This window comes from Halocola ammonii (assembly GCF_049334165.1).
Taxonomy (GTDB): domain Bacteria; phylum Bacteroidota; class Bacteroidia; order Flavobacteriales_D; family Sanyastnellaceae; genus JBEGHD01.
In genome coordinates, this window is sequence record NZ_JBEGHD010000008.1 from 73,280 (window position 1) to 88,761 (window position 15,482).

Sequence of the window (15,482 nt, forward strand, 5' to 3'; positions counted from 1 at the left end):
ACAGCCGAAATCCGATATTGTTAATGCAATTGCATTAATTACTCACAGTCAATTTTAGAATCGTCCTTTCTAAAAAGATTTTTGAAACCGCAGTAGAATTCTTCCATGTCGTCAAACTCTTCGCGATACAGCACACCTACGCCTTGTGTGGTCATACTCTGGTTTCCTCGAGCCACATCGAAATCATTGCTTTCGTTGTAAACTACCAGCCTGATTTTTCCCTCTTCAGTGATCTTGTACTCCAATCGAATATCTCCGATTATATTGCTGTTGTTGGCATTCTGATTTGCAGCGGTTCCGTGAGAAACACCAAAGTTTCCGCTCAGAGAAAGCCGCTCATTAAACAGTTGTGTGGAAAGGGCAACAGCAATCTCCTCATTGGTGATTCTGTCTCCAGGACGGTATCGAACTCCAATGTCGAATTCATTGCTAATCTGCGATAGCCAGTTGCTGATTTGACTCGATAAAAACTCCGAAGAATTTTCGGCCACCCCAATAGAACCGGCTCCCTCCGTTGCCACGTTCGGTGGAGAAACAAACTTCTTTAAGACCAGAAGCGCAAAAGCCTGTCGGTTTCTTTCCTGATCTGTGCTAATGGCGCTTTCCACTCTGGTCCTGGTAATTTGATCGGCATTTGGCAGCTCAATGTCAAAAGCAATAGCGGGATTGAGTAGTTTTCCTTCCAGCTCCATGATGAGGTTTACTGGCACCCTCTGAGAGTACTGCTCTGCATTTCCGCCCATCAAATCGTAGAGTGGGGCAGTGAGCTTGTAAACCGTTTCCAGGTCGATGTCTGCAGCAAAGGGATCGCCATACCAACTGATGGTTCCTCCGGGTAAGATTGTAAACTCTTTGTTGATGAGGTTTTTGAGCGTGAAAAGGTAGTTTCCACCCTGCACTTCGATTGTACCAAACATGCTGAAATCTCCAAAATTGTTGATCTCCAGGTTCAAATGACCTTCACCGGTTCCCTGTAAAATGTCACCGGCAACTTCATCAAAAATCAGCTTGAACTTTGCCTCTGGAGTAATGTCGAGTTCAAAATTCAGAGAGATCCCACTCAGGTCGAGGTCCTGCTCATATTCGAGCGAATCAGCAGAATGATCTACAAAAGAAATGAAGTCTTCGAACTCCACCTCACCGCTGCTCCCCACGGGCATAGAAATGTCGGTTCCTTTTTCGGAGCGAGCATTGATATCGAAGATTAAATTGTCAGCATAACCAGAAACGTTTAGGTATCCGGTGGCATAGGCCTTTCCGTAGTAGAGCTCGTTCATCTCCTCGGTGGTGTTCATGCACAGAAATGGCTCTTTCTCCATGTTCACGGTTACATCGAAGTTCCACATCTTAAAATTGTCGTGAATCACAGTTCCCGTTAACCTTCCAGAATTTCCCTCCTGATCGCGGACCACAATGTTGTCCATCGTAAACATGTCGGGATAAATACCGGCCTCGTCTTCAATTTTATAGGTTGTGTTGAGGTAATCGATCCTCACACTGGTGTTGTCAAACTTCAGTCCGCCACTGAGAAGAGGTTTGTCGGGTCTTCCGCGAACGTTCACCTTTCCGTTGAGCTTTCCGTTCAGGTCGGAAATTCCTTCATCGATAAAGGCATTCACGAAGTCAATTTTGAACGCGTTAAAAGTGACATCAATATCGAGAGGAGACTCGCTTTTGGAAGGTTTGTAAAATCCATCGAAGCTCAGCGGAGTGATATCATTTCTGGAGACAAACCCACCGATCTTGAGTTGTTTTTCCCTGTCGATCCAACTGCTGACGACAGAGATGTTGCCAATTTTGTACTCGTTCACTTCGAACTGACTCACAGAGAGGTCTGAGGTGAAGAGCTTCTCCTCATAAATGTCTTCAATTCCCGCAGTTCCGTCAACTCTTCCTGAAAGTGTCAGTCCTTCGTCCTTTAAAAAACGAGAGAAAAAAGACAGGTCGAAATCCTGCAGTTCTGCATTAAGCCTGTCTTCTGGAGATTCTGATGCTGTACCATTTATCGCGATAAATTCCTTTTCATTGAAAAGTCGAAATCCATTTACTGCAACCGAGGATGAATCAATGAAAACGGTGGCGCTATCTTCAAGATCCCATTTTTTACCCTGAACTGTGAGAGAAGATCTGCCAAAATAGAAGTCGAACTTATCGTTGTCGAGAATCCGAAAGCGGCCTTTAATTTCTGCAGAGGTACTGTCTTGCTCATTGTTCCAAACCAAATCGGTGAAAAGCGTGTCGTTCTCTGAGCGCACATCCAGGTTGAGGTTTCTGAGAGAGTAGGAGTCTTTGTAGTGTACTTCTTCAGTGCCGAGTGTGAGGTATACAGCTTTCTCGTAATTCGATAAATCGAAAACCGCATTATGCACGTGAGCTCCGTAGAGGTAAAGGCTGTCTGACGCTACAACCCCGTGAAAGCTGTTTCCAGGTTCGTCCACTTCCAGTCTCACGAATGTGCCTTCTGCAATGTGCACTTTGGGCAAAAAGACCTCTTGAATGGGATTCCAGTCCTCGATTCGGAGAGTGCTTTCAAAATGTTGGTTTTTATCGGAGCGAGAGTCCTCGTAGTGATAAGCCGGAATCACGTTTGCCAGAATTGACCGAAACGAGTTTTCCAGGTTTTCAAAGTCGAACTGACCGATAATTTTTCCGGAGGCGATGGGAGATTCCAGAGAGATCCTCCTTCTTTCTTTCACGCTCTCAGCTTCGAGCTGGATGTTGTCAAAAAAGTAATCTTTTGTAAGGGTGCAGTAGCTCATGTTCTCCACATCAAGCTCTCCGATAAAGTTATCGAGGTTGTTGCCTGTTCCAGAAATGGAGAGCTCAGCGGCCAGGGTGCCGTAGGGATAATCGTTGAGGAAATTGAGGTTCACCAGATCGAGATGTCGCACATCGGACGCAAAGTTGAATGAAGGTGTACGGCCGGTAAAATCGACTCCTCCGCTGAATTCCATTATCAGGTTTTTGTCCTCGATACTCAAGTCTCCATTGAAGTAATTTTCCTTGAGTGTACCGTTAACATCGATGTTGTTGTAGCTGTAGCGATTAAAGGTTAGTTTTTCGATTTTCCCCTCAATGTCTGCTCGCATGGTCTCGAGCTTAATCCCGGATCCTTCCACAGAAAGACTGGAGGTGAGCTCACCCAGTAGTGTGTCTCTGTAAAACTTACCAAGGTTAAATCGATCGGTGCTCAGGCTTCCGGAGTAGCTGTAATCGCCAGATTCTGTTTGCTTTAAAGAAAGGTCGGAAGAAACGGAGCCGATGGCAGTGCTTAAGGTTCCATAGGCTACAAAATCCTTGAGAAAGCCGGTGAAGTTTCCGGTGAAGTTCATCCTTCCCAATCGGTAGAAGTTGGATGGGGTTTTAATGGTTTTGCCTTCGTCAAAAGGAGGGAGCGGGATTTGATCGATGGCATCCTTGTCGGCAGTGAGGTTTTTGATGCGAAGCGTGATAAAGGTTTGCTCGAAGTCTGGCATTCCATTTAAAGTAATGTCACCTTTGAAGAAGCCGTTTCTGCCAAACTGAATCATCAGATCCCGACCTTTGAGATTTTCCACCACTCCCTTAAATTTTCCATCAATTTCCAGTTCTTTTTGCAAACCTTTGAGCTCAGGTGCGAAATAGGCGAGGTCGCTCATCTGCAATGTAGATTGCTCAAAATTGTGATTCATTTCTACCTCAGAAACGAAATTGTTCCAGCCTCTGTAGGTTTCGTACTCAAAACCAATTTGCCCATTTATTGTAGAGTTGTTCGTCTTTAACCGTGAGTTCGTGATGAACGCATGTCTCGGGTCTATGATGAAATCTCCGGCCAGCGAATCGAGCTCAAATCCGGAAGACTCGTAAGCTTGCATCCTGCCAATCTTTGCCTTGATGGAGTCTCCTGCAATTGCAAAATTTTGTGCGGACAAGTTTATCTCCCTAACATCCAGATAGTCGTAATCCATCCCCACCGAATCGCGCGACTTGTTGAAGTTCTCATATCGAAAAGTTCCATCTTCCAGATCGATTTGATCAAAGTCAATTTTCCATTGATTAGAGCTGGTGTCACTTTGTGAACTCTTAAAGTAATCCGACAAAAATTGCACATTGGTGAGAGTGTCACCGTTTCTGATTTTGATGTAAAAGTTCGGGTTGTTCAGTAGAATCTCACTGGCTCGAATAAATTTTTTCTCTCGATTAAACTTGATCCCATCTACACTTAGTCGATCGAATTGGGCAAGTGTATCTCCTTGTTGGTCTTCGAGGTAAACGTTTTCGAGGTTGATTTTTGTGAAGAGATCCAAGTCAACCTTGTCGATTTCAATTTTGGTGTTGAGCTCATCTGAGAGATAGGACGCTGCTCGTTGCGCAAGCCAGGTTTGAACGGGCGAAGTCTGCACCAAAAGAAACAGCGCGATCAGCAGTAGAATGAAGATCAGCACCGAATATTTAACTATTTTGAAAAACCTTTTGATGAGCTTCCGTTTAACATCAATTATACCAAAGAAATGCCAATCATCTCCGTGCAAAATACGCTATTTTTGCCGCCACCGGCAAGTCTCAAATTACTTCGACAAATGGTCTTTGTGAAACAATGTAAACCGCTGAAATCGAAATGAGTAATCAGGAAAAAGACATTTATATTCTCGCCATTGAAAGTTCATGTGACGACACCTCGGCTGCAGTTTTTTGTAACGACAGGTTACTTTCAAACGAAGTAGCCACTCAGGCCATCCACAAAAAATACGGAGGAGTGGTACCCGAACTTGCTAGTCGTGCGCATCAAAAGAACATCGTGCCGGTGGTGGATATTGCCCTGAAAAATGCCGGTGTGGATCGTTCTCAAATTGGAGCTATGGCTTTCACACGCGGACCGGGACTGCTAGGCTCTCTGCTCGTAGGTGTTTCTTTTGCCAAGTCTTTTGCACTGGCCAGAAATATTCCTCTCCTTGAGGTTAACCACATGCAGGCGCACATTCTGGCTCACTTCATAAAAGATGAAGATGAGAAGGACGCTCCCGAATTTCCGTTTCTCTGCCTCACCGTTTCTGGTGGGCACACCCAAATCGTGAAAGTGAACAGTCATCTCGACATGGAGTTGATCGGCCACACCATTGACGATGCTGCTGGTGAAGCATTTGATAAAGGAGCTAAGATTCTTGGGCTTCCTTATCCCGGAGGTCCGCATGTCGACAAGCGCGCCAGGGAGGGAGACCCGGAAAAGTTTGCTTTTACCATTCCGAACGTGCCGGGGCTTGACTTTAGCTTCAGCGGTTTAAAAACCAGTTTGCTTTATTTCATTCGCGACAATGAAAAGGAGAACCCCAACTTTTTAGAGGAAAACCTGAATGATATTTGCGCTTCTTATCAGCAGGCGATAGTCACTTTCCTCTTGCAGAAGTTGAAGCGAGCAGCCAGAGAAACGGGAGTGAAAAATATCTGTCTTGCGGGTGGTGTTTCGGCCAACTCCAATTTGCGAAATCAACTCACAGAGTTGGGGGAAAGCCAGGGCTGGAAAGTGTTTATTCCGCGATTTGAATACTGCACAGACAACGCAGCAATGATTGGCATTGCCGGATACTTCAAATATTTAAAAGGCGAATTTGCTTCTCAGGACATAACTCCAGCAGCTCGCTTGTCTATTTAGCAGTTGCGAGTTTCTTCTTTCCCGCTTTTTCGAAATAGTTTTCCAGTGGCATCCAGTAGGTCTTGCGCCACATTTCGGTGAGCCAACCGGCACAAATCTCGGGAACTCCTATGTGGTTGAAGTTGAGTCGAGTACCGTTTTTTGTTTTTTCCAACTCGATATCGACTACACTAAATTGCTGGCCGGGAAAATTTTTGTGGCTCCATGCCTGAACGATCTTCTTGTTCTTGATGAGCTTGGTCGTAAAACCAAAAACGCGCTTGTTGCACGTTTCAAATTGTCCACCTTCCTCTTCGGAGATGGATGCTTTCATCCGCGTAAAATCACGGTGTTTCTTGCTGTTCATCAGGGCTTCATAAACCTCTGATGGTTTGGCGTTGAGTTCAACTACCTGAAAAATATTGTCCGATTTGATTTGCATATGGGCGGTTTAAATCGATTAGTAGTTATAAACAGATAAACTCAAAGTTGGGAAAAATTCGGACGCGGTCAGCAATCTGGGCTGTTAAATGTTTTCAACCGGAAGCGTTTCACTTTTAGTTGAAGTTAAAAGTTTGGTGTCAACTTTCTTGACTGTTACTGATTTCATCAAAGTCCAAAATATGTGGTAAGGAGATATGGTTTCATTCGTTCATACTTGGATTGAAGAATTAAAAGCATTTGAGAAAGTTTATCTGATCAATGATACAAAGCCTTTCAGCTCCTGAACTTCAGCATCCTCTACATGAACCTTAACTCTGTACGCATAAACTCCATTGGGCGCAAAGTGATTCGATCCCTGACCGCCCCTCCCGTCCCAGGAGACTGATACACCTTCTGTATAGTAAATTTGCTCTCCAAAGCGGTTGAAGATCCATAATTTAACTTTTTGTATTCCAATGCCCTCAACCTGAAATACTTCATTTAAACCATCTCCATCAGGAGTGAAGGCGTTGGGAATATAGATGTTTTTTTCACCTATGCATGACCGATTGAAATTCGGGTCATTTGGTTCAAGGCATTCACCGCAGTCATCAATAACAGCTGTCCCATACGGGACTCCAGCACAATCTGAACAAGACTGATTGAAACTTGATCCGGTCGGTACATTGCACTCACCGCAGTCATCAATCACCGCCATCCCATTCGGGACTCCGGCACAATCTGAGCAAGACTGATTGAAGTTTGGATCATCTGGCTCAAGGCATTCACCACAGTCATCAACTATCGATGTTCCATTGAAGACTCCAGCACAATCTATACATAACTGATTGAAATTTGGATCATTCGGTTCAAGACATTCACCACAATCATCAATCACCGCTGATCCATTCGGTATTCCTGCACAGTCTGCACAGGACTGATTGAAATCTGGGTCAATTGGTTCAAGGCATTGACCACAATCATCAATCACCGCTAGCCCGTTGGGCACTCCAGCACAATCCACACAAGATTGGTTGAAATTCGGGTCGTTTGGTTCAAGACATTCTCCACAGTCATCGATTATCGCTGTTCCATTTGGAACTCCATCACAATCTACACATGATTCATTGAAATCCGGGTCATCTGGTTCAAGGCACTCACCGCAATCATCTATCACTGCTGTTCCATTAGGAACTCCGTCACAATCTGCACAAGACTGATTGAAATTCGGGTCGTTTGGTTCAAGACATTCACCGCAATCATCAAACACCGCTGCGCCATTTGGGACTCCAGCGCAATCTGCGCAAGACTGATTGAAATTCGGATCATTTGGTTCAAGGCATTCACCACAATCGTCAATCACAGCTGTTCCATTTGGGACTCCAGCACAATCAGAAGGAATAGAAAAAAGTGCACAAACGGCATCTATGTCTGCTCCAGAGGTTGCGGTACTACAATCTCCGTCAAGGACATCTTTAATCTCAATCGCATCGAATTTAAGTTCTCCTGCTGTATATCCTGGTATTGCCAAGTCGATGTCAAAACTTGAAGTAGCTCCACCAAGAGTGCCAACTTCATAATATCCATCTGAATTTGCATCTGAAATTCCTGAGTTTTGTAATTGTGTTTCGGTAAAATTATCCAGAGGTCGAAGCGCTATGTCAATTGATTCAACAATTGCACCTATCTCAAATACCCACAAGTCATCCTGATTATCACCAGAATTAGAAAGAACGTTGTTGGTGAATCCAAGTTTAATAAAGCCTCCTTCTCCAAGAAAAACAAATGTTGGATTGTCCCCTGGTTCAAAATTATAATCAGCCACACCTAAAGCTCCTTGCGGCAAAGGGTCACTAAAAGGGCATCCTGAAGAATATTCGAATACAACATCAGCAAAACTACTCCCATCGCCACAAAGAGAACATCCATCATCGGATAAGTTGATGCAACCAGGGTCCTCGCAATCTACTAACCCATCATTGTCGTTATCAATTCCGTCTGAACACAGAATTGCGTTGTTCTCCTGAGCTATCAATAGAAAAGGTAAAAAAGTTAATGCTGTAATTGTAATGAGCTTGTTTTTCATCTTTCTTGGTGTAAGCAGATGTGCATCTAAAGAATCAATCTTTTTTATGATTTTATAACCGCTTCTGTTTTAAGTTGTTGTCAAGTTTGTTAAAGCTATTAGGTCGGACGGAAGAGCTTTCCTTCTTTGCAAAATTTTCACAAGAATTTTCATATTTAATGCTAATTCAAAATTCGCGTACTCCAATTTTGAAAGTGTTATCTTTAGCTTTGGGTATTTCCACGTTCTCAAAATCAAAACTGAAAGTACGTGAACAAAACCGAGATTACAAATCAACCTCCGTTGAAATTTCGATGACAAGCCATTCTCCGTTGAAAATTAAGGTGATAGGCATAATTATTTATATAAACCTAGCTGTCGATTCATATTTGATAAACAAGTCTACTCACTCTGGAAAATCTCTCTAACTCTTTGCTTCAATTTGCGGTCGTAGTCGTCTTTGAGCCACTTCAGGTAGTTGTTGGTGCTTTTAGAAATGCAGTAGCTGTAGCGCTTCAATCGGTATTCGATTTCTTTTTCGAGCAGTCCCATCAATTCGATGGCGTCAAAAAAGTCATCGGCATTGTCGGTTACCATGCGAGCGTGGTTCTCAATTGAGGCCTGCACTGCCAACTTTGGTTTTTCACCCTCGCGGGTCACTTTGAGGTATTCCTCTTTAATATCGAAGTTGCCAATTTCCGAGTTGGAGAATCGCTCTTTGACCTCGTCTGGCATTTCGTACTTAAACTCGCGCTCGATCTGCTCGTCAGAGTAGAGCCCATCGAGGTAGGCATTAGGCGCACGGAAGATGTCCTGCCAGTTTACGTAAGACTCCCACAAGCCAAAGCGCCTGGCGTTGTTGCCCAGGTCTATAACGGTGAATTTACTTTTGTCGGGAAGCACGCGCGATCCACGACCAATCATTTGGTGATAAAGAGTGAGCGATTTTGTGGCTCTGTTCAGAATGATTGTCTCTACCGTTGGCTCGTCAAAACCTGTTGTGAGAATCGAAACGGAAGAGAGAATCGCATTTGGCTTGGTCTTAAACCAGTGCAAAATCTCCTTACGCTCTTTTTCGCTGTGAGTGTTGTCTAGGTGGCGAATGTCGTAGCCCTCGTCCTTAAACATCTGATAAACCTGCAGCGATGTATTAATTCCGTTGTTGAAGATCAACGTTTTAGTTCCTTTTGCTTTTTCTTCGTAAGCGTAAAGAAGCTTTTCCTGCATTAGGTAATTCCCGTAAAGTCTCTCGGAACTGCTCACAGTGTAATCACCGTTGATTCCAATCTTCAGTGACTTTAGATTCACATCGTAGCTGTAAGTAGTAGCTTCCGAGAGAAACCCTTTTTCGATGAGCGCTTTAATGGAATCACCAACAATCAACTCGTTGTAGTTGTCGTGGAGTGGAAGCTTGATATTGGAGCTTAGCGGAGTGGCAGTAACACCGAGAATTACGCCTTTATTGAAAAACTTAAAGAGCTTGCGAAATGAGTTGTAGTGTGCCTCATCGACAATCACAAGTCCAACGTTGTCTACCTCAATTTTTTCGTCATTCAGACGATTATTGAGGGTTTCGACCATAGCAACAAAACAGTGGTGATCTTCAGGATCTTCAATCTCCTTCACCTTGCTGTCGATTATTTTGTTCTTCACCCCGATGTCGAGGAGCATCTGAGAGGTTTGCCCCAGGAGCTCAATGCGGTGAGTGAGAATGAGAACTTTTTTTCTTGTTTCCAGAATATACTGGCGGGCAATCTCTGAGAAAATTACAGTCTTGCCGCCTCCGGTTGGAAGCTGAAAGAGCAAGTTGTAGTTTTCCGGATGCTTGCGAAGTCGTTCGAAGATGTTGTCAATCGCCTCCTTTTGGTAGTCGTAAAGTTTCTTCCCCTGTGTCTTCTCGAGCGATTCGATTGTTCCCAAACTCATTTGTTCTGTTGCTTTTAAGATTTTGCAAAACTACACACTTTCTTAGGCCATAAAAAACCTCATGCAAAACTTGTTGAAAATTCTCTGTGAAAATCGCAGCTCTAATCCTTATGATTTTTCAATTTCACCGCTGCGAATGGAAAAGCCACACTGGCTAAAAGTCCCCAAAGGCAATGGAAGTAAAAATTGAGCCGTCCTGGAAAGAAGTTCTTCAGGACGAATTTGATAAGCCGTATTTTTCTGAATTGAGATCTTTCGTTAGGTCGGAATACAAGAACGGACCTTGTTACCCTCCGGCAAAGCAGGTTTTTAACGCCTTCGATCACTGTTCTTTTGACGATGTGAAGGTCGTGGTCGTAGGCCAGGATCCTTACCATGGGCCCGGACAAGCCAACGGACTTTGCTTTTCGGTGAAAGACGATGTGCGAATTCCACCTTCGCTGAAAAACATTTTCAAAGAAATTCACAGCGACCTCGGTAAGCCAATTCCCGAAACTGGTGACCTTACAAGGTGGGCGCGGCAGGGGGTGCTCCTGCTCAACGCGACTCTCACCGTTCGCCACAAATCTCCAGGTTCACATCAAAAGAAGGGCTGGGAAGAATTCACGCACGAAGTGATCAAAATCGTGAACGAGAAGAAAGAGAACGTTGTGTTTTTACTTTGGGGAGCTTTTGCTCAAAAGAAAGTCGAAGTGATTGACGAATCGAAACACCTGATTCTGGCTTCGCCTCATCCTTCGCCTTTTTCTGCAGATCGCGGATTTTTTGGTAATCGACATTTTAGCAAAACAAATGAGTACTTGAAGTCGGTAGGTAAAAATCCAATCAACTGGTAAAAAGAAAAGCTCAGTCAATTGTAATTCCCTACTTTTGCAGTTGTGAAAAACGGTTTGAAGACATACCAACTCTTTTTGGCTTTTGCCCTTGTGGGGGTAATCACCACTGTGGTGAGTTTTCAGACGATCCACCTGGTTCAGGAACATTGTGATCAAACACATTTTTGCCACCAGGAAGATGATCATGGAAGCGAACCAGAAGATACGGAATGTACCAGAGTTGAGGCTTCTGACGAAGAGTGCCCGATCTGTGAATTGAAGCTTCCGCTACTCTCGCCAATTGAGAAAGGTGTAGACAGTAGCTTTTCGGCTTGCAATTTTGACAACACACCGTTTTCTTACTCACAGCCACGCCCGGACTGTCGTCTGGAAGTTAATCACTTGCGTGGTCCGCCCCAGAACAGCTAAGATCGATTTTCAGAAATCGTTGCCTGCCTTTGAAGGTAAGGCTTTGACTAGTTGTTCAATTTCCAAGCATTTTATTATTAATGAAAAATTTCACGGCTCTGCTGCTGTGCTTTTACGCGTGTGTACAAATTTCACTGTCACAGTCGAAAGAGTTTAGCATAAGCGGCAAAGTGATAGACAAGTCTACAGGAGAGGCTCTTCCAGGAGCCAGCGTGAAGCTGCACGAAACCAAGGTTGTGACAAGCACTGGTCTCGATGGTGAGTTTACACTCTCCAACGTGCGAAATGGTTTGTACCATCTGCACGCCACCTTTGTGGGCTACAAGGCTTTCACAAAAGAAGTGCGTGTTAACGAACAGCCTGTGGAATTGGAAATTGAACTGAGTCCGACTTCGGTGGAGCTGCAAGAGGCCATTGTTGAGTCTGACATTTTGAGAACTGATTATGCTCAGCAGAGCCAGGATGTGGAAGTTGCAGGTGATGAATTCCTGAGACAGGAATCCGGAAACACACTGATGAACAGCTTGTCGACAATCCCTGGTGTGCAGGCCATGAACGTAGGTGTGGGAATCGCCAAGCCGATGATAAGGGGCATGTCGGCCAACAGGGTTCAGGTGAACGACCAGGGAGTCACTCAGCAGGGGCAACAGTGGGGAATGGATCACGGACTGGAGATCGACCAGTTTTCTGTTCAGCGAATGGAAATTGTGAAAGGAGCTTCTTCTTTACTCTACGGATCTGATGGAATAGGTGGAGTGATCAACCTACTGCCTGCAGCAATCCCAGAGAAAAATTCGTTTTCCGGACAGTTTACTGCCATGGGCAAAACCAACAACGATTTTGCCGGAGGTTCGCTTTCTCTGCAGGGAAACCGTGACGGTCTGTATTTCAATGCCAGAGCATCTTTTAGTGAGTTTGGCGATTACAAGGTTCCAGCGGAAGAATTTACTTACCTCACCAGGGTTTTAGACATCGAAGGTGGAGCACTAAAAAATACTGCCGGCACTGAGAAAAACCTTTCTCTTGCCTTTGGCTTGCTTGAAAGCTGGGGTAATGTACAGTTGTCGCTCAGCAGGTTTGATCAGAAGATGGGGCTTTTTCCTGGGATTATCGGAATTCCTACAAACTTTGATCTTCGCGATGATGGCGACAGCCGCGATATCGAATTGCCATATCAGACCATCGTGCACGACAAGGCACTTTTGAATGCCAATATTGCACTAGCCGATGGCTGGCTCGATTTGGATCTTGGTTACCAGCGAAACACAAGGCAGGAACGAACTCGTCCTCACCAGGTGGGCAACGAGCCAATTCCATCGAGTTCTGAAGCACTTTTTCTCGAGCTTTCAACCATCTCTGGAAACGTGCGTTGGAATAGGCGCTGGAGCGAAAAGCTAAAAACCATAACCGGCATTTCTGGCGAGTTTCAGGAAAATGAAATTGGAGGCTGGGAGTTTTTGATCCCCAGGTACCAGTCTTATTCCGCAGGCGGCTTTGCTTTTGCCGAATGGCGATTTAGGCCGGCTGTCACGCTCAACGGTGGGCTGCGTTACGATGTGAGCAACATCAATTCGGACCGCTATCGCCAGCCGATTTTCAACAATGAACAAGTGGTCATTGGCCTGGATGAAAGAGCACCGGAGTTGAATAAGAGTTTTTCTAACGTTTCGGCCGGTGCCGGAATGGCCTATCATCCATCCGATCAGTTCAATTTTAAATTGAACTTAGGGAAGAGCTTTCGCTGGCCGGTGGCTGCGGAGCTGGCCAGCAACGGAGTTCACCACGGAACTTATCGTCACGAAAAAGGCGATCCGGATTTGAACGCTGAAGAAGGCTACCAGGCAGACATCACGCTATTGTGGTTGCGCAATCACCTGCAATTCAAGGTGACTCCCTTTTTCGGATACTTCGAAAATTTCATCTACCTCCGCCCGGCTGCAGTTTTTTCTGACTTGCCAGAGGGTGGACAGGTTTATCAGTACAGTCAGGCCGATGCGATCAACACAGGCCTGGAAACCAATCTCGACTGGCACGTGATCGAACCACTGCACCTGCAGCTTACCAGCGAATACGTTTTTCAGGCCAATCTCGAAACAGGCTTGCCAATTCCTTTTACACCGCCACTGACGGTTCGGGGAACTTCGATTTATGAGAAAAAGTCGAAGCTAAAATGGCTGGAAGAATGGAGTGGAGGTGCATCTGTGCAGGTTTCTGGAGCTCAAAACAGAGTGGATCGCAATGAGGATCCAACAAGTGGTTACACCTTGCTGGCGGCATTCGTTTCAGCCGGGTTTAAACTGGGTAAACAACCAATGGAAATACTTTTTAGAGTCGACAATTTGCTCGACACCAAATACACCAATCACCTGAGCAGATACAAGCTGATCAACTTGCCGGAGCAGGGAAGAAATTTTACAGCAACGATCAATATTCCTTTTACTTTTTAAAGAAACAAAAACCCATAAAAAATGAAGAAATCAATAAATCAACGAATCAAGTGGAGTTTTCCATTGACCGTTTTTTTTGCAGCTATTTTGTTTACAGGCTGCGGTAAAGACGAAGACACAACAGCTCCATCAATAAATCTAATTCAAGTGAATGGTGAAGACGGATCGGAGTTCCACGTAGATGCCGGATCAATCATGTCCGTTTTGGTTCGCGCCTCAGACAATGAAGATCTCAACCAACTCAAGTTGAACATTCATTCTGCCGGTGATGGACACGACCATGAAGGTGAAGGTGGTGATGTGGAAGAGGTTTTTTCCGAAGGTAACTGGACAGAAGACATTGTCACAAACCTCGGTGGAGAAAACGAAGAATTGCTTTATGAACTTGATGTGCCTTCAGACATTGCTGGGTTTTGGCATTTGCAAGTGATGTGCATCGACAAGGAAGGAAATGAAGCAGAACCAAGAATTGTCACTCTTCACGTTGAAAATGAAGAGTTCCCCGAAATTCATGTTGAGTCGACAAACCCGATGGAGAATGCTGAGGGTGAGATTGAAATTGCTCCAGGAGGGACCATCACTTTTGAAGGTGAAATCACTGACAACAACGGTCTTCAGGAGATACATGTGGAGCTCGAAAATGAGGAAACCCAAACCGTGGTTTTTGAAGAAGAGATTGAAGCTGCAGGTGCGACTAGTTGGAATCTAGATCAGCTTTCAGTTGTGGTGCCAGAGGGCACAGCTAGTGGAACTCACCTTCATTTGCACATTCACGTGATTGACACAGACGGCAATGAAATTTCAGATGCCTTGGAAGTACACGTGGATTAAGCTTGCAGAACCGTTAACGATTCAGAAAACCTCCAGCTGCAGTGGAGGTTTTCTTATTTTTGACTCCATGCGAACAATCATTCAGCTAGGATTACTTTCAACTCTTGTTGCCTTGTTTTGCGCTTGCGAAACTGATGTCGATAAAAACCCTCCGGCCATTCTCGATTTTCAGGTGAATGGAAACGAAGAAGACTCGGTTTCGGTGGATGCGGGCACTAATGTCCAGTTTTCTGCCCGCCTCGAAGATGACGATGAGCTCCGCGAAATGCGGTTTGCCATTTCACTTAATGAAACAAAATACGTTTACCCATCAGAGTTTCCATCCAGGGTTGTGATCATTGATGTTTTCGACAGTGAGTACGATTTTGGGCAGGTGGTGAATTTCCCGGATACAGTTCCCGCAAGCACCTGGCAGGTTGAGCTGAGCACTTTCGATGGAAACGGAAATTTCGTGGAAGTCACAAAAGAAATGACCGTTCAAAATTCCTTTTTGCCGGCCATTAAGGTGGATTCGATTTTTCCATCGCTTTCTGTGTCCTCCAACACAGAACTCCAACTGGCCGACACCTTAGACTTCTTCGGTGACGTAGCAGGTTTTGCCAACCTCAGTCGTGTGGCTCTGGAGTTACAGCTTGTAGAAACGGGTGAAACCGTGTGGCAAATTGAAGAAATGCCTATTGCGACAAGTTTCTCCTTCCAGTCTTTTTCGCAGCTTTTGATCTTGCCTACAGAGCTAGAATTTGGGGACTATTTCCTCGATCTCGTAGCAGAAGATGCAGAAGGCTATGAGAGTCGCATTCGCTACGATGTTTCTTTCGAAGAAGATTAGCGCTATATGGCTGACGTTAAATAATTAGCTGACAAATTTCTTAGTGCTTGAATATATTGTTCAAGTTCAAGGCTTGCGAAGTTTTTTAAATAAGGAGTTTACGGCCGTA

The 15,482-nt window shown here is 44.7% G+C and carries 10 protein-coding genes; 6 read left to right on the plus strand and 4 right to left on the minus strand.

Annotated elements, in window-relative coordinates:
* Positions 1-38 precede the first annotated feature (38 nt).
* Positions 39-4,424: a translocation/assembly module TamB domain-containing protein gene (locus ABHV44_RS09590; protein ID WP_459074463.1), complete on the minus strand. Its 4,386-nt coding sequence runs from the start codon at positions 4,422-4,424 to the stop codon at positions 39-41.
* A gap of 173 nt (positions 4,425-4,597) precedes the next feature.
* Between ABHV44_RS09590 and tsaD the strand changes: the two genes are divergently transcribed.
* The gene (gene tsaD / locus ABHV44_RS09595) at positions 4,598-5,629 is read left to right on the plus strand and encodes a tRNA (adenosine(37)-N6)-threonylcarbamoyltransferase complex transferase subunit TsaD (protein ID WP_459074464.1); all 1,032 of its coding nucleotides are present in this window, start codon (positions 4,598-4,600) and stop codon (positions 5,627-5,629) included.
* Here tsaD and ABHV44_RS09600 read toward each other — a convergent pair.
* From ABHV44_RS09600 to ABHV44_RS09610, 3 genes are all read right to left on the minus strand, one after another.
* Positions 5,622-6,050 (minus strand): SRPBCC domain-containing protein, encoded by a 429-nt coding sequence (locus tag ABHV44_RS09600; protein ID WP_459074465.1) that lies wholly within the window; start codon positions 6,048-6,050, stop codon positions 5,622-5,624. The two genes, tsaD and ABHV44_RS09600, sit on opposite strands and share 8 nt — an antisense overlap.
* Before the next feature lie 249 nt (positions 6,051-6,299).
* On the minus strand, positions 6,300-8,117 hold the full coding sequence (locus tag ABHV44_RS09605; protein ID WP_459074466.1) for a T9SS type B sorting domain-containing protein: 1,818 nt from the start codon (positions 8,115-8,117) through the stop codon (positions 6,300-6,302).
* A 381-nt stretch (positions 8,118-8,498) separates the two neighbouring features.
* Positions 8,499-10,022 carry a DEAD/DEAH box helicase gene (locus ABHV44_RS09610; RefSeq protein ID WP_459074467.1) on the minus strand — a complete coding sequence of 508 codons (1,524 nt, stop codon included), beginning with the start codon at positions 10,020-10,022 and terminating at the stop codon, positions 8,499-8,501.
* 173 nt (positions 10,023-10,195) lie between these two features.
* Here ABHV44_RS09610 and ung point away from each other — a divergent pair, with 173 nt between their 5' ends.
* The 5 genes from ung to ABHV44_RS09635 all read left to right on the plus strand — a co-directional run bounded on the left by ung (position 10,196) and on the right by ABHV44_RS09635 (position 15,373).
* Positions 10,196-10,858: a uracil-DNA glycosylase gene (gene ung, locus ABHV44_RS09615; RefSeq protein WP_459074468.1), complete on the plus strand. Its 663-nt coding sequence runs from the start codon at positions 10,196-10,198 to the stop codon at positions 10,856-10,858.
* A gap of 54 nt (positions 10,859-10,912) precedes the next feature.
* Positions 10,913-11,266, plus strand: coding sequence for a hypothetical protein (locus ABHV44_RS09620; RefSeq protein WP_459074469.1), 354 nt, complete (start codon positions 10,913-10,915; stop codon positions 11,264-11,266).
* 80 nt (positions 11,267-11,346) lie between these two features.
* Positions 11,347-13,713: a TonB-dependent receptor gene (locus tag ABHV44_RS09625; RefSeq protein WP_459074470.1), complete on the plus strand. Its 2,367-nt coding sequence runs from the start codon at positions 11,347-11,349 to the stop codon at positions 13,711-13,713.
* Between the two features lie 21 nt (positions 13,714-13,734).
* Positions 13,735-14,544, plus strand: coding sequence for a DUF4625 domain-containing protein (locus ABHV44_RS09630; protein ID WP_459074471.1), 810 nt, complete (start codon positions 13,735-13,737; stop codon positions 14,542-14,544).
* A gap of 67 nt (positions 14,545-14,611) precedes the next feature.
* Positions 14,612-15,373: a hypothetical protein gene (locus ABHV44_RS09635; RefSeq protein WP_459074472.1), complete on the plus strand. Its 762-nt coding sequence runs from the start codon at positions 14,612-14,614 to the stop codon at positions 15,371-15,373.
* The last annotated feature ends 109 nt before the right edge of the window (positions 15,374-15,482 follow it).

What these genes read in the sequence shown, in the direction of transcription:
- ABHV44_RS09610 (WP_459074467.1), bottom strand. Translation starts at nt 10,022, where the DNA reads ATGAGTTTGGGAACAATCGAATCGCTCGAGAAGACACAGGGGAAGAAA.
- ABHV44_RS09630 (WP_459074471.1), top strand. Translation starts at nt 13,735, where the DNA reads ATGAAGAAATCAATAAATCAACGAATCAAGTGGAGTTTTCCATTGACC.
- ABHV44_RS09625 (WP_459074470.1), top strand. Translation starts at nt 11,347, where the DNA reads ATGAAAAATTTCACGGCTCTGCTGCTGTGCTTTTACGCGTGTGTACAA.
- ABHV44_RS09635 (WP_459074472.1), top strand. Translation starts at nt 14,612, where the DNA reads ATGCGAACAATCATTCAGCTAGGATTACTTTCAACTCTTGTTGCCTTG.
- ABHV44_RS09600 (WP_459074465.1), bottom strand. Translation starts at nt 6,050, where the DNA reads ATGCAAATCAAATCGGACAATATTTTTCAGGTAGTTGAACTCAACGCC.
- ung (WP_459074468.1), top strand. Translation starts at nt 10,196, where the DNA reads ATGGAAGTAAAAATTGAGCCGTCCTGGAAAGAAGTTCTTCAGGACGAA.
- tsaD (WP_459074464.1), top strand. Translation starts at nt 4,598, where the DNA reads ATGAGTAATCAGGAAAAAGACATTTATATTCTCGCCATTGAAAGTTCA.
- ABHV44_RS09605 (WP_459074466.1), bottom strand. Translation starts at nt 8,117, where the DNA reads ATGAAAAACAAGCTCATTACAATTACAGCATTAACTTTTTTACCTTTT.